This is a genomic window from Coriobacteriia bacterium, assembly GCA_030652115.1.
Classification (GTDB): domain Bacteria; phylum Actinomycetota; class Coriobacteriia; order Anaerosomatales; family Anaerosomataceae; genus UBA6100.
In genome coordinates, this window is sequence record JAUSBK010000001.1 from 1 (window position 1) to 13821 (window position 13821).

At 67.1% G+C, this 13821-nt stretch carries 16 protein-coding genes and 2 tRNA genes; 7 read left to right on the plus strand and 11 right to left on the minus strand.

The features are described from left to right. Positions 1-209: 209 nt before the first annotated feature. The 4 genes from Q7W51_00005 to Q7W51_00020 all read right to left on the minus strand — a co-directional run bounded on the left by Q7W51_00005 (position 210) and on the right by Q7W51_00020 (position 2673). Positions 210-1079, minus strand: a complete 870-nt coding sequence (locus Q7W51_00005) for a hypothetical protein (protein MDO8846759.1) — start codon at positions 1077-1079, stop codon at positions 210-212. Next, complete coding sequence (locus Q7W51_00010) at positions 1072-2154, minus strand: hypothetical protein (GenBank protein ID MDO8846760.1); 1083 nt, start codon at positions 2152-2154, stop codon at positions 1072-1074. Before Q7W51_00010 ends, Q7W51_00005 begins: the two co-directional genes overlap by 8 nt. Before the next feature lie 356 nt (positions 2155-2510). Then, positions 2511-2586, minus strand: a tRNA-Glu gene (locus tag Q7W51_00015). 11 nt (positions 2587-2597) lie between these two features. Then, a tRNA-Lys gene (locus Q7W51_00020) sits at positions 2598-2673 on the minus strand. 177 nt (positions 2674-2850) lie between these two features. On the opposite strand from Q7W51_00020, the gene Q7W51_00025 reads away from it, so the two are divergent. Then, the gene (locus Q7W51_00025; GenBank protein MDO8846761.1) at positions 2851-3666 is read left to right on the plus strand and encodes a mechanosensitive ion channel family protein; all 816 of its coding nucleotides are present in this window, start codon (positions 2851-2853) and stop codon (positions 3664-3666) included. Positions 3667-3669: 3 nt separating this feature from the next. Here the strand turns inward: Q7W51_00025 and Q7W51_00030 are convergent, their stop codons facing one another. From Q7W51_00030 to purM, 5 genes are all read right to left on the minus strand, one after another. Then, the gene (locus Q7W51_00030; protein MDO8846762.1) at positions 3670-4044 is read right to left on the minus strand and encodes a PIN domain-containing protein; all 375 of its coding nucleotides are present in this window, start codon (positions 4042-4044) and stop codon (positions 3670-3672) included. Further along, positions 4041-4349, minus strand: a complete 309-nt coding sequence (locus tag Q7W51_00035; protein ID MDO8846763.1) for an AbrB/MazE/SpoVT family DNA-binding domain-containing protein — start codon at positions 4347-4349, stop codon at positions 4041-4043. Before Q7W51_00035 ends, Q7W51_00030 begins: the two co-directional genes overlap by 4 nt. A gap of 147 nt (positions 4350-4496) precedes the next feature. Then, a complete protein-coding gene (gene purH / locus Q7W51_00040; GenBank protein MDO8846764.1) occupies positions 4497-6056 on the minus strand; it encodes a bifunctional phosphoribosylaminoimidazolecarboxamide formyltransferase/IMP cyclohydrolase in 1560 nt (519 codons plus the stop codon). Between the two features lie 11 nt (positions 6057-6067). Beyond that, complete coding sequence (purN, locus tag Q7W51_00045; protein ID MDO8846765.1) at positions 6068-6745, minus strand: phosphoribosylglycinamide formyltransferase; 678 nt, start codon at positions 6743-6745, stop codon at positions 6068-6070. Next, a complete protein-coding gene (gene purM, locus Q7W51_00050) occupies positions 6738-7793 on the minus strand; it encodes a phosphoribosylformylglycinamidine cyclo-ligase (protein ID MDO8846766.1) in 1056 nt (351 codons plus the stop codon). Before purM ends, purN begins: the two co-directional genes overlap by 8 nt. Positions 7794-7912: 119 nt before the next feature. Here purM and Q7W51_00055 point away from each other — a divergent pair, with 119 nt between their 5' ends. Both Q7W51_00055 and Q7W51_00060 read left to right on the plus strand, forming a co-directional pair. Beyond that, on the plus strand, positions 7913-8197 hold the full coding sequence (locus Q7W51_00055) for a ribbon-helix-helix protein, CopG family (protein ID MDO8846767.1): 285 nt from the start codon (positions 7913-7915) through the stop codon (positions 8195-8197). Further along, a complete protein-coding gene (locus Q7W51_00060) occupies positions 8194-8607 on the plus strand; it encodes a type II toxin-antitoxin system VapC family toxin (GenBank protein ID MDO8846768.1) in 414 nt (137 codons plus the stop codon). The genes Q7W51_00055 and Q7W51_00060 overlap by 4 nt, the downstream gene beginning before the upstream one ends. A gap of 3 nt (positions 8608-8610) precedes the next feature. Here Q7W51_00060 and Q7W51_00065 read toward each other — a convergent pair whose 3' ends face one another. After that, the gene (locus tag Q7W51_00065; protein MDO8846769.1) at positions 8611-9057 is read right to left on the minus strand and encodes a hypothetical protein; all 447 of its coding nucleotides are present in this window, start codon (positions 9055-9057) and stop codon (positions 8611-8613) included. Beyond that, positions 9054-10556, minus strand: coding sequence for an amidophosphoribosyltransferase (purF, locus tag Q7W51_00070; protein MDO8846770.1), 1503 nt, complete (start codon positions 10554-10556; stop codon positions 9054-9056). Before purF ends, Q7W51_00065 begins: the two co-directional genes overlap by 4 nt. A gap of 110 nt (positions 10557-10666) precedes the next feature. Between purF and Q7W51_00075 the strand changes: the two genes are divergently transcribed. From Q7W51_00075 to Q7W51_00090, 4 genes are read left to right on the plus strand one after another with little or no spacing between them, the layout of a single operon-like run. After that, entirely contained in the window at positions 10667-11596 is a 930-nt protein-coding gene (locus tag Q7W51_00075) for a prenyltransferase (GenBank protein ID MDO8846771.1), read from the plus strand. A gap of 1 nt (position 11597) precedes the next feature. Further along, the gene (locus tag Q7W51_00080; protein MDO8846772.1) at positions 11598-12611 is read left to right on the plus strand and encodes a peptidase U32 family protein; all 1014 of its coding nucleotides are present in this window, start codon (positions 11598-11600) and stop codon (positions 12609-12611) included. Continuing rightward, complete coding sequence (locus Q7W51_00085; protein ID MDO8846773.1) at positions 12608-13480, plus strand: U32 family peptidase; 873 nt, start codon at positions 12608-12610, stop codon at positions 13478-13480. The genes Q7W51_00080 and Q7W51_00085 overlap by 4 nt, the downstream gene beginning before the upstream one ends. Then, positions 13477-13821, plus strand: coding sequence for an SCP2 sterol-binding domain-containing protein (locus Q7W51_00090; protein ID MDO8846774.1), 345 nt, complete (start codon positions 13477-13479; stop codon positions 13819-13821). Before Q7W51_00085 ends, Q7W51_00090 begins: the two co-directional genes overlap by 4 nt.

Consider the following 13821-nt stretch of genomic DNA (forward strand, 5'->3'; position numbering starts at 1 on the left):
TGACCTGCGACAAATGGTGCCCCCAAGGGAATTCGAATCGGCGCACCTGCTCGCAGGGTGTTTCGGGGCGGTTCATACCGATGCCGAATCACCGCAGGTCAGAGGCTGTTTCCGTGCCGACGCGTACCAGCCGCGAGGTGCCGTTTCGAGCTGTTTCGCGGACGGATGGCGAGTGAATGGCGAGTCTGGCGGGGCCCGATCTTGGCGCCTCAGCCGCCAATTCCCTGGTCCCCGATTGCAGCCAGCAACTCGGCACACAGCGCGGCGCACGACGACGCGATCACGTCGGGCGGCTCTGGTGCCGCTGCCTCGGCCGCGAGCTGACTGCCCGGGGAGCTGACGTTGCCGAAGAGGCCAGACACGCTGCCGAGTGCCTCTGCGGTGACTGGCCCGGCAATCCCGTCCTTCAGCAGTCCCGCGAAGCCCTCGGCCAGCCGCGCGCTCGGGATCGCCTGGAGCAGGCGGAGCACGTCAAGCGCGTCTTTGGGCTTCACCCTGTCGCGACGGCCCCGCTCGAGTGCGCCGGCAGCGACTCTCTCGGACAGTTTGATCGTCTTGGAGATCAGCAGCGCCGTGGGACCGGCCACCTTCATCGTGAAGTTCCGGACATCCGTCGCCTCGAGCGCACCGATGCGCATGACGCTGTTGTCCACCAGTGCCGCCTCCAGCCCGTGGACTTTGAGCATCGAACCCTTCTCGTGCTGCGGCACCCGGGCAGCGCGCCGGCCAGCGCCTCCCAGAGCGTCGGGCACGAGCAGATCGACGGTCACCTTGGCGGGCACGCCGGCGATCTCGCGCATGGATGCCCAGACACCCACGAGCTCCCTGCCGTCGCGCATATCGAGGAAGAACTTGGCCTTGCGCATCGCCGAAGCGATCTCGGGCTCGGCCGAGAGGTGGCGTGGGTCGATCGCGACATCACCATCGGTCGTGAATTCGGCGACGGCGAACTGGGCCGCACCGGTGTGGAGGTAGATCGCCTGCGCGCCGACAAGCACCAGCGCATCGCGGTGACCCTCGAGTGCCTCGAGCGCGTCGAGCAGTGCCCTGCGGGCGACGATGTACTCCTCGCTATGCACGCCACTCCTCCTCGTTGGCGAGCATCCACTCGATGAGCGCTTCCGCCTCTTCCGGCCCGCGGCCGGAAGACGTGAGCAGGTCGGCAGCGGCCTGCGAGGGCGCCACGTACCGCAGGCCGTCATCGAGAACCGTGCGCTCGAATACGACGCCATCGAACGGCTCGACGAGAAGCACGTTCGCCCCCGTCTCGGCGGGAAGCAGGCCGAGCATCTGTGCGGCCTCGTCCAAGCGCTCGACGTAGACGACCGCGAGACGCGCCGGAGCGATCGGAGCCCGCCGCGTAGCGGCGAGCGAACCTGAGATCGCGTAGGTCACACCAGCCTCGCCCTCCTGCCCACGCAAAGCGTCGAGCAAGGCCGGAAGACCGCGAGGCTGCAGGTAGGCTGTGGCGAGGTTGGAGGAACCGAGGGAGTAGTCCTTCGTCCACGCGCGCAGGAGATTGGGCCAATCTGCGCTGGTGACCGGGCCGCGAGGTTCACGTCCGATGAGGTCGTCTCGCTCAAGCATCGCGAGCAGCCGCGATACGTAGCCGGGGTCGATCTCCGCGAGCTTCGCGATCTCTCGTGTTCCGAGCGGCGGAGTGAAGTCAACGAGAGTCCTTACGAGCCGACCGGCCTTGGCCCCTTTGAGGGAGCGTGCAGGACGCTGCGCCGGCTCGGGATCCTTGTCGGCGCCGACCCGCTCGATCGCCACGGCCGGATCGTTCAGCCGCAAGTACATGTTGCCGGTCAGATCGATGTAGCCGGCCTCACGCGCGCGCAGACTCTCGCGGGTCCGCTCGCTGAGGTAGCGAGCCACCACGACCGGGGTCGCCTCACGGTTCTGCCACAGACGCATCGCGAATCGAGACACGAGCGGCTCGACGTCCTTCGGGTCGAGCCGACTCCTCACCTCTATCAACAGGAATGACGCCCTGTCATCCGGCCCCACGACCCGCACCACCGCATCCGGTCCGGGGACATACGCCCGCCGATCGATGACCTCCACCCGCCACGTCCGGGGAAGGCGTGAGCGAAGTTCGTCGAGCGCTCGGGCAAAGATGGTGTTGTTTGATATGTCCGTGTTGCGCATCATGCACAACATAGTACTTCTAGACAACACATGCCGCAAGTGGCCGCTGCTGAGCAGTCTGGACGAAACCCCACTTAACGCTCTGAGCTGCTGTTTCGTTCTCCCAGAACCACCTGGAGTGAGAAGGGGACGCCGAAGATCACGCCCCGACATTCCACCACGCAATCGGGCAACAAATCGGGCAACAACTCGCCCGAACGCGATTCTGGACAAAAGGGACTGCTAATTGGCCGCATCAAGGCATCTACACACCCTCTGACCTGCGCTTTTAGCCTCCAACCGCTTTCGGCCCGAAGACAATTGTGGCCCGATTTCACGCTCGAAATCGGGCCACTCAGGCACTCTGACCTGCGGTTTTATGGTGCCCCCAAGGGAATTCGAATCCCTGTTGCCGCCTTGAAAGGGCGGAGTCCTTGGCCGCTAGACGATGGGGGCCTGTATGCGTTTGGTGGGCCGTGCTGGTCTCGAACCAGCGACCTTGGGATTAAAAGTCCCCTGCTCTGCCAGCTGAGCTAACGGCCCGTGACCTGCATGTTCCGTGCCGGGTCCGCACGACCCGGCCGCAAGCGCAAGGGGTAGTTTAGCACGCACGGGAGGTTGGTCAACGACGCGCCCGGCGGCGAGCCCCCGCGCGCCCCGCCGTCGCCCGCGAGGTAACCGTATAATCAGCCAGAACAGCGTCCGCACGAAAGGCACACCGTGACGATCCTCGGCCTCGAGATATCCCAAGTCGTGCTCACTCGCTGGCTTACCATTGCCGCGATCGTCGTGATTACCCTCGTGGCGACGCGCGTCGTCGGAAAGCTCGTGCGACGCTGGATGGGCGCAACAGCGGCCGTCCCCACCACGAGCATCTTCGTGAACATCGCGCGCGCGGCGGTGTGGGTTCTCGGGACCGGCTTCGTGCTCAACGTTCTCGGCATCTCGATCACGCCGGTGATCACCGCGCTCGGCGTGGGCGGCCTGGCTGTGGCGCTTGCGCTGCAGGACACGCTCGGCAACCTGTTCGCCGGGCTGCAACTCGTGGCATCCAAGCAGATTCGCCCTGGCGATTACCTCCTGCTCGACACCGGGCAGGAGGGCACGGTCACCGACACCGCGTGGCGCACGACCACGCTCCGCACACAGTCGGACAACCTCGTGATCGTGCCGAACAGCGTGCTCGCGCAGGCCATCGTCACCAACTACCGTCTGCCTGCCGAGGCGGTGGCGACCACCGTCGAGTTCGGCGTGGGCTACAACACCGACCTCGACCACGTCCAGCGCATCGTGACCGAGGTGGCCGCGCAGGTGATGGACGAAGCCGGCCATGACGTGGGCGAGCGCGACCCGATCGTGCGGTTCCGCGCGTTCCAGGACTCCCAGATCCTCTGCGCAGCAATCCTCTACGTGCCCGGCTACGGCGACCAGTTCCCCCTGCGCAGCGCGTTCATCAAGGCGCTCCACGCGCGCTTCGCCGAAGAGGGGATCAGCTTCCCCTTCCCGCAGCGCACGGTGCACATGCCACAGGAGTAGCGACTAGAGGTTCTGGATGGTGCTGGCAAGAGCCCGGTCAAGCGTGAAGATCATGTCACCGTCGGCCGCATGGGCGGCCAGCAGAGCATCAACGGCACTCAGCCTCTCGTTTGCGCCCATGATGCCCAGTGCGCGCCGGGAGAGTGCCGCATCCCATGAGACAAGGTGCTCGCTCTGGAGCGCATCCCCGATCATCAGCGCCACGTCGCCGCGCCGTATCGAATACACCGATTCCAGCACCCAGCACACCTCCACGAACACGCACTCACTCACCACGAACGGCCCAAACGTCTCGGCCTGCTCCACGATACGCGACGCCTCGGATCTGCGAGGTGGCATCAGCAGCGAGAGGACGACGTTCGTATCCGCCCGGATCATTCCGATTGCCCCCCGCGGAGCCGCTTGGGCTGAGCGAGAATCGGCTCCTCGGCCAGGTCATCCGGTTCGAGATCCCGGAAGTAGGCGGCTAGGGCCTCATCCTTGGTTGCATACCGCGGCTCCTTGCCTTCGAACAGATAGGCGTACTTCTCCGCTATGTCGGTGATGCTCGGCCGCTTGCGCACCACCGCGTACTCGGCCTGCACCTCAAAGACGAGCATGTCGCCCTGCTTGAGCCCGAGCGCTTCCCGCACCTCGGCGGGTATGGTGACCTGACCTTTGGACGTGATCTTGGCCTGTGGCATGCGCACCTCCGCTGCGGCTCCGCGATTCCTTACCATACGCGGATGCCTTACTTCGGAGCGTACTCCTTACCTCTGACCCCCCGCAAGCGCGCCAGCGCGAAGGGCCGCGCACTGCGCGGCCCTTCGGCACATCGTATGACCGGCGCCCTAGTGGCGGAAGTGGCGGTGCCCGGTGAAGACCATCGACACGCCGAGGCGGTTGGCCGCGGCGATCACGTCATCGTCGCGAATCGAGCCGCCCGGCTGGATGAACGCCGTGACGCCGGCCTCGGCACACACCTCGAGCGTGTCCGGGAACGGCATGAACGCGTCCGACGCGCACACCGCATCGCGCGCCTGATCGCCCGCGGCCTCGACCGCGATGCGCGCCGAGTTCACGCGGTTCATCTGCCCGGCGCCCACGCCGATGGTGGCGAAGTCCTTGGTGAGCACGATGGCGTTGCTCTTCACGCTCTTGGCGACCTTCCAGGCGAAGAGCAGCTGCTCCATCTCGGCGTCGGTCGGCTTGGCGATCGTGGCCACACGGAAGCGCGACGGGTCCTCGTTCACCGCGTCCGAGGTCTGCACGAGCATGCCGCCCTCGACCGCACGCGACTCGTAGTGGCCGCCGGTGAGGCGCACGCCGCCGGTCTTGAGCACGCGCAGGTTCCGCTTCTCGTCGAGAAGCTCGAGCGCCGCGGGCTCGTAGTCGGGCGCGATCATGACCTCCACGAAGTGCTTGTTCTCGTACATGGCCTCGATGACGTCCGCCGTGACGATCTGGTTGAACGCCATCACGCCGCCGTATGCCGAGACGGGATCGGCCTGGTACGCGCGCTGGTAGGCCAGGGCGAGACCGGGCGCGATGGCCAGACCGCACGGGTTGGTGTGCTTCACGATCACGCAGCACGGCTCGGAGAACTCGCGGACCGCCGTCCAGCACGAGTCCGTGTCGAGGATGTTGTTGTACGAGAGCTCCTTGCCCTGCACCTGCACGGCGCGAGCGAGCGTGTGCTCCTTGGCGTCGATGAAGCGGTAGAACGCCGCGTCCTGGTGCGGGTTCTCGCCGTAGCGCAGGTCCTGCACCTTCTCGAGACGGAAGCGGACCTCCTCGGGGAAGCGCTCCTTGCCGTACTCGGAGAGGTACATCCAGATGGCGCTGTCGTAGGCGCTCGTGAGGCGGAAGACGTCGGTGGCGAGTCGCTTGCGGGTCTCGCGGGTGGTAGCGCCACCGGTCGAACGCAGCTCCTCAAGTACGACCTCGTACTCGGCGGGGTCGGTCACGACGGCCACGGACTCGAAGTTCTTGGCCGCCGAGCGCAGCATGCTGGGGCCGCCGATGTCGATGTTCTCGACCGCGTCTTCGAGGGTCACGCCCTCGCGCGCGACGGTGGCCTCGAAGGCGTAGAGGTTCACGATCACCATGTCGATCATGCTGATGCCGTGCGCCTCGGCGGCTGCCATGTGCTCTGCCGAGTCACGCCGCGCGAGCAGGCCGCCGTGGACCTTCGGGTGAAGCGTCTTCACGCGCCCGTCCATCATCTCGGGGAAGCCAGTGAGGTCGTCGATGGGCCGCACCGGCACGCCTGCCTCGGCGAGCGCCGCTGCCGTGCCGCCCGTGGAGACGATCTCCACGCCGAACTCGTCGGAAAGCGCCTTGCAGAACTCGGCCACGCCGGTCTTGTCGGTGACCGAGACGAGCGCGCGCTTGATGGTGACGTTGTCCATGCCTGGTGTCCCTACCCCTCGCTGATGTGTACGATGCGGCCGGAGACGCTCACGCGCCCGTCGGCGATGAGGCCGATGGCCTCGGTAAGCAGCCGGTGCTCGACGGTGTGGATCTTGGCCTCGAGCATCTCGGCCGTGTCGGTGTCCTCGATGCGCACGGGCTCCTGGGCTATGATCGGCCCGCGGTCGAACTCCTCGTCGGCAAAGTGCACGGTCACGCCGGTGATCTTGACGCCCCAGTCGAACGCGTCGTGAATCGCCGAGGCGCCGGGGAATGCCGGCAGCAGCGCCGGATGCAGGTTCACGACCGCGCCGGGATAGGCGCGCAGGACCTCGTTGCCGAGCAGGCGCATGTAACCTGCCATCACCACGAGCTCCACACCGTGCGCCGTAAGCGCCTCGCGGATGGCGTGGTTGTACGCGCGGTAGTCCCCGTGCTTCGCCGGGTCGATGTGCACCGCGGGGATGCCCGCGTGGCGCGCACGCTCCAGACCGTACGCGGCCTCCTTGTTGGAGATCACCACGGTGATCCGCGCGTCGAGCGCACCGCTTGCGATGGCATCGATGAGCGCCTGCAGATTCGTGCCGCTGCCCGAGATGAGCACGCCGAGTGCGAGCGGGAGGTCCTCCTCGAGCTCGAGCGGCACTGCCACTGCGTCCCAGATCTGCGGGGCCTCAAGCTCAGACATACGTGACCACCCCCGTGCCCTCCACGACTTCGCCGATCTCGCTCACGCTCTCGCCGAGTTCGCGGAGCTTCGCGGCGGCAGCCGGTGCGTGCTTGCGGTCCACGATGAGCGCAAAGCCCACGCCCATGTTGAAGGTGCGGAACATGGCCGCGTCGTCGATGCCCGCCGCCGCCTGGACGAGGCCGAAGACCGGCGGCACCTTCCACGAGCCGCGCACCACGCGCGCGTCACACGTTGAGGGCAGCGCGCGGTCGAGGTTCTCGGTGATGCCGCCGCCGGTGATGTGCGCCATGCCCTTCACGGGCACCTCGGCGAGCGTGGCGAGGACGGACTTCACGTAGATGCGCGTAGGTGTGAGCAGCAGCTCGCCGAGCGTGATGCCGCCGAGGTCCACGCGCGGGAGCGGGAGGTCGGCCTCGCGGCCCTCTACGAGCACCTTGCGCACGAGCGAGAAGCCGTTGGAGTGCAGGCCGCTCGAGCCCAGGCCGAGGATCACGTCGCCAGGTGCGATGGTCTCGCCGGTGATCATCTTCGGCCGGTCCACCACGCCCACGCAGAATCCGCAGAGGTCGTAGTCGTCAGGCGCCATCGTGCCCGGGTGCTCGGCCATCTCGCCGCCCACGAGCGCGCAGCCGGCCTGCACGCAGCCTTCGGCCACGCCCGCGACGATGCGCTCCATGCGCGCCGAGTCGAGCTTGCCGACAGCAATGTAGTCGAGGAAGAAGAGCGGCTCGGCGCCCGCGACTAAGATGTCGTTCGCGCACATCGCCACGAGGTCGATGCCCACAGTGTCGTGGCGGTCCAGCAGCTTCGCGAGCTCGATCTTGGTGCCCACGCCGTCGGTGCCGGAGACCATCACCGGATCGGCCATGTCCTTGAACGCCGAGGCCGAGAACAGGCCGCCGAAGCCGCCAATGTCACCGATCACCTCGGGACGATACGTGCTGCGCACATGGCTGCGGATGCCCTCGACGGCGCGCGCGCCTTCAGCGGTGTCCACGCCGGCGGCGCGGTAGTCGACCGGGTGCTTTGGCTCCTCGGTTGCCATGGTCTCCCCTCGAGTGGTGCGCGGACGGTTGCGCACGCGTGCATTGTAGCGCACCTCCCTTGCCTGTTTGGGTATACTGCTCGCAGCACTACCATGTGGCACTACCACGGAGGACTACCATGGCGATGGCCAAGATCAACATCTCGATGCCCGACGGGCTCGTCGAGGACCTCGATGAGATTGCCGCATGGCTCAAGCGATCGCGGAGCGGCATCATCCAGGAGGCGTCTGCGATGTACGTCACGATGCTGCACGAGCAGCGCGCAGCCGAGGAGCGCCAGGCCGATATCGGAACGGCCCGGCGAGAGATGAAGAAGCTCGCGAAGGACCTTGGAGCGTTCGACGGCACCGCAGCGGTCCGCGCCGACCGAGACGGGCATGGCCGGAAGGCGGGTCAGCGGTGAGCACCGCGCCACTCGTCGTGGACACTTCGGTGGCGTTGAAGTGGCTCAAGCCCCAGGGTGAGCTGCGCGTCGAAGCGGCCTCGGAGCTCCTCGACCGGCACCAAGCAGGGGACGTCACGCTCCACGCACCCAGCCACCTGCTGCTCGAGGTGATGAATGCGCTCTGGTCGCACAGGGCGAGTGCAGCGCAGATCGCTCGTGCCCTGCGTCTGCTCCGGCAGCTCCACATCGTCTTCGTTGAGCCGGACGACGCACTTCTCGAGCGCGCCGCACGGCTCGCGGTCGAGCACAGGATCACCGCGTACGATGCCGCATTCGCCGCACTCGCCCGGGAGTTGGAGTGCGAACTTGTGACCGACGACAAGAAGCTGGCCGCCTCGGGCGCGTGCAAGATGCGAGCGCTCGGCTAGCCCCTACCCGAGCGCGCCGACCCCGGCCGAGACCGCGAGCGTGAGCGCGCTCGCGATCGCCGCGGCAGCGAGCCACCCGGTGCCGTGCGTCACGCGCTTGCCCACCATCGCCCCCACGATCGCGGGTACCGCATAGCCGAGCGCGAGCGACCCGAGCGCCCACGCGCCGAGCATCACCCAGCCCTGCCACACCGGAAGCCCCGCTGTCGTGTACGCCGCCGAGCTGTCGAAGTAGTCGCGCGCGCGAGCGAGGATGCGCAGTCCGTCGCCCACGAGCCACGCCGCCAGCAGCACGAGTGCGGCCCACTGCCGCCGGTCGCGCTTCGCCTTCGGAAAGCCCATGAGCGCGGCCGCAAGCCCGGCACCCAGCGCTGCCCACAGCGGGTTGTACTGCAGGGAGAAGAGCAGCCCATCGTGCAGGGCCGTCCAGGCGGATGGGAGCCAACTCACGCGTTGGGCTCCAGGGCGAGCTTGCCGCGCCGGACGCTCTCGGGCACCTCGATCGGGTACTCGCCGTCAAAGCACGCCCGGCAGAACTCCCCGGCTGGCCGCCCCGTGGAGGCCACGAGGTTCTCGAGCGGCAGGTAGGCGAGCGAATCGGCGCCGATGAAGGCACGCGTCTCCTCCACCGAGTGGCTCGAGGCGATGAGCTGCTCCTGCGTGTCGGTGTCGATGCCGTAGAAGCACGGCCACACCACCGGCGGTGAGGTCAGCCGAAGGTGGATCTCGGCCGCACCAGCGTCGCGCAGCAGCTGCACGAGCTGCTTTGAGGTGTTGCCGCGCACGATCGAATCGTCCACTACCACGAGTCGCTTGCCATCGATGATGTGGCGGAGCGGGTTGAGCTTGAGGCGGATGCCCTGCTGCCGAAGCGACTGCGTGGGCGAGATGAACGTGCGCCCCACATAGCGGTTCTTCACGAGTCCCTCGCCGTACGGCAGGCGGCTCGCCCGCGCGTAGCCGACGGCGCCGGGAATGCCCGAGTCGGGCACGCCGATGATGAGGTCGGCGTCTACGGGGAGCACCTTGGCGAGCGCCATCCCCTGGAGACGGCGCGACTCGTAGACCGAGCAGTCGGAGAGCACGCTGTCCGGGCGCGCGAAGTACACGAACTCGAACAGGCACATGCTCGGCGCACCGGGCGGCACCGCCTGCTCGCTCTCGAGCTCGCCATCCTTGATGCGGATGAGCTCGCCGGGCGCCACGTCGCGAAGGTACTCGGCACCTACGATGTCGAGCGCGCACGTCTCGGAAGCGATCACCCAGCCTCGTCGGCCCGCGTTCAGCTGGCCGAGCACGAGCGGCCGCACGCCGTGCGGGTCGCGGAAGGCGTAGAGCGCCTCCTCGGACATCATCACGACCGAGTAGGCACCGCGCATCATCTGCATCGCGTCGCGGATGCCACCACGGATGGAGTTGTGCACCTGCGTGAAGTGGTCCACGAGGCGGACCATCACTTCGGAGTCGGTGGTGGAGCGGAAGCGCACGCCGAGCGCGTGGAGTTCCTCACGGAGCGACGCGGTGTTGACCAGGTTGCCGTTGTGGCCGAGCGCGATGGTGTTGGGGCCGATCGAGCTGATCATCGGCTGCGCGTTCTCCCACTTCTTGCCCGAGCCGGTGGTGGAGTAGCGGGTGTGACCCACCGCGAGATGGCCCTGGAGCGAGTCGAGGTCGCCCTCGGTAAAGACCTGCGGCACGAGCCCGAGGTTCTTCACGACCATGAGCGTGTGACCGTCGGCCACCGCGATGCCGGCCGACTCCTGGCCGCGATGCTGAAGCGCGTGCAGGCCGAAGTACGTGAGCCGTGCGACGTCCTCGTTGCTCGCGTAGACGCCGAAGACGCCACAGGCCTCTTCGGGGTTCTCCGGCCGCTCCGAGAGGATCCAGCCGTCTGCGGGACACACGTCACCGCTGGAGAGCGAGGGGTCGGTCAAGCGCTGGTCACTCATGGAGACTGGGAGTCCTTGCGTGGGGACGGGCTGACGCGGCATAGGATAGCACGAGCGGTGCCGTGCCGGACTGATGGTAGGATTCTGGGGACGCCGACGAAGGGGGCACCATGGGGCACGTCGCCGCTGCGCCGAAGAATACCGTCCGTGGATGGGTGAAGGTCTTCCGCGACCCCCCGTTCTACCTTGTGGGTGTCTTGCCCTTCAGCCTCGGCACGCTGCTCGCCGTCCGTGACGGCAACGCGATGTCGTGGGCCATCTGGGGGCTCGCCAGCATCGCGGTCGCCCTCGTGATGGCGATGACGTTCCTCGTCAACGAGTACTTCGACTACGAGACCGACGTGGCGAACGTCGCCCACAACAAGTTCAGCGGCGGGTCCCGCTCTCTGCCTCTGGGGCTCGTGGAGCGGCGGAAAGTCCTCATCGCCGCCGGCTTGTGCGCAGCGCTCGCGCTCGTGCTCGGGCTGGTGATCCAGCTCGGCTTCGAGACCGGCCCGCTCACGCTCGTGCTCGGCGCCCTCTCGGCCCTCATCGGCTACGCGTACACCGGTGCACCGTTCCGTCTCATCTACCGCGGGCTCGGCGAGCTCATGATCGGCATCTCGGTCGGCTGGATCCCGGTCTTCATCGGCTACTACCTGACGGGCGGCGTGCCGAGCGGCAGTATGGTGCACCTCATGAGCCTGCCCGTCGCGCTCACCATCGTGATGGTCATCGTGGCCAACGAGTACCCGGACTACGAGTCCGACAAGGCGAGCGGCAAGCGCAACCTCGTGGCCCGCATAGGCCGGGAGCGGGCGGCGTGGGTGTACACGCTCCTCGGAGTGGCCACCATCGCCTCGCTCGCCTACCTCGGCTTCACCTACTTCGAGGGCTGGCGGCGCTACATCCTGGCACTCCCGGTACTGCTCAGCCTGGACGTCTCTACGGCGATCCAGGTGGGCGCCTGGAAAGAGGAGAAGCGACTCGAGAAGCTCTGCTTCGCGACGATCCTCTTGAACCTCGGCATCATCGTCCTTCTCCTGGTGGTGAACTGGTAGCGTGGCCGCCCGGAAGATCCAGCTGCGAGCGCCAGCCGGCACACTGCCCTCGCTGAGGGCAGCCGTGGACGCCGGCGCCGACGGCGTCTTCACAGGACTGCGTTCGCTCAGCAACATCCGCAACTTCCCCGGCATCAACTTCTCCGTCCAGGAGCTGCGCGAGGGACTCGAGTACGCGCACGAGCGCGACAAGGAGATCTACGTCGCGATCAACGCGTATCCGCAGGGCGACCTGGTGCAGGCGGTCTACCGCGACATCGAGACGACGGTCTCCCTCGGCGTGGACGCGCTCATCATCGCCGACCTCGCAGCGATGCGTTTCGTGCACGATCACTTCCCCGAGATGCCCGTGCAGGTGTCGGTCCAGGGCGGCGCCGCCACTGCGCGCTTCATCAACATGCTGAGAGACGAGTTCGGCATCAAGGGTGTGGTGCTTCCGCGCATCCTGTCGATGGAGGAGATCGCCGCGGTGCGGCGCGCGACCGATGTGGAGATCGAGACCTTCGCCTTCGGCCTGCTGTGCATCAACTATGAACCGAACTGCACGATGTCGTGCTACGTGACCGGCGTGCCGAACCAGACCTACGGTGCATGCTCGCCCGCCGAGCTCATCGAGTTCGACGAGTCGGCGGACACGTTGGAGATGCGTCTCGACGGGTACCTCATGAACTCGTTCACCGCCGAGGAGGTCCGCACGTACCCGACGCCCTGCAAGGGCCGGTACCGCGAGGAGCGCTCCGGACGTGTGACCTACCCGTTTCAGAGCCCCTCCTCGCTGCAGACCATGACGATGCTGCCTGCCTTTGTGGAGGCGGGCGTCGACGCCCTCAAGATCGAGGGACGCCAGCGCAGCAAGATGTACGTCCGTGAGGCGGTGAGCGTCTTCCGCGAGGCGATCGACGCGTACTACGCCGATCCCGCACGATTCACCGTCCGACCCGAATGGGAGGCCCGGCTCGCGGCGCTCTTCGAAGGCGGCGAGTTCACCACGACCGCGTACGGGGAGAAGACATGAAGCTCTCACTCGCGCCGCTCTCCGGCCGGTACCCGGCCAGCGCGATCGCGGAGTTCTACCGCGAGGCGTCCGCAAGCCCGGACATCGACCGGGTCTACATCGGCGAGCTCTTTTGCGCCAAGCGCCTGATACCGCTGCGCGCCTTCGAGGAGGCTGTGACGCTGCTCGAAGACGCCGGCAAGCAGGTGTTCTTCTCGACACTCGCCCTGCCCGCCGGAGAGGCCGACTACGAGGCGGCCGAACCGTACATCGAGCGCGTGCGGACCGTGGAGGTGAACAATCTCGGCTTCATCCCGTGGCTCAAGGAGCGCTTCGAGGAGATGACGGTCGTGGCCGGGCCGCTCACGAGCCTGTACAACAACGACGATCTCGAGATCGTCCGGGACTGGGGCTGCTCGGGCGTATCACTGCGTATCGACCTCATGCCCCAGACCATGACCGATCTCAGCGCCAACGGCCCGCTGCCGGTCGAGGTCTTCTGTCACGGCCGCCCGCCACTCGCTCACTCCTGGCGCTGCTATGCCACCCGGTTCGCCGGCCGGCCGCAGAACGCGTGCGGACACGTCTGCCGCGAACAGGACGGGCTCGTGCTCAAGAACCTGGAGGGTGCAGACGGGTTCGTGGCTGATGGCCCGGCCGTCCTGCCGGGACAGGTGATCGCTACCGTCGACGAGATCACCGGATACGCCGAGGCTGGCGCCGCGTTCGGCCGCCTGTGGCTCGGCCCCGGCGAGGTGGCTCCGGTCGCTTCGGCGTACGCCGCGCTGCTCCGCGGCGAGGCGTCGGCCGAGAACACCAGGCTCGCGCTCGAGGCAGCGATCGAAGGATCGCTGCGCTTTGGGCCGACGGCAAGGCGGCGGCTGTCATGATCTACGGGTTCCTCGCTCCCTTCGTCCTGCTCACGCTTCGCGTGCTTTCGGGGCGCGCCGAGGCGAGACGGCACCTGCCCGACTACGAAGGGCAGGCGATCGCACTGCGCGTGCGCGGGGTATCCCGACCTTTCGTGATCGCCGTACGCGACGCGCGCTTCGTCATGGCGCCGGAGGTCGAGCCGCTCGCCGAGATCGAAGGCGAGCTCGGGACGTTCATGGCCCTGCTGTTCGGGAAGCTCGACTACGATGCCGCGTTCTTCCGCAAGAGGATCTCGTTTCGAGGCTCGCTGCCCGCAGCGATGCGCTTCAAGGCGCTCTTCGACCACATGACGCCGTAG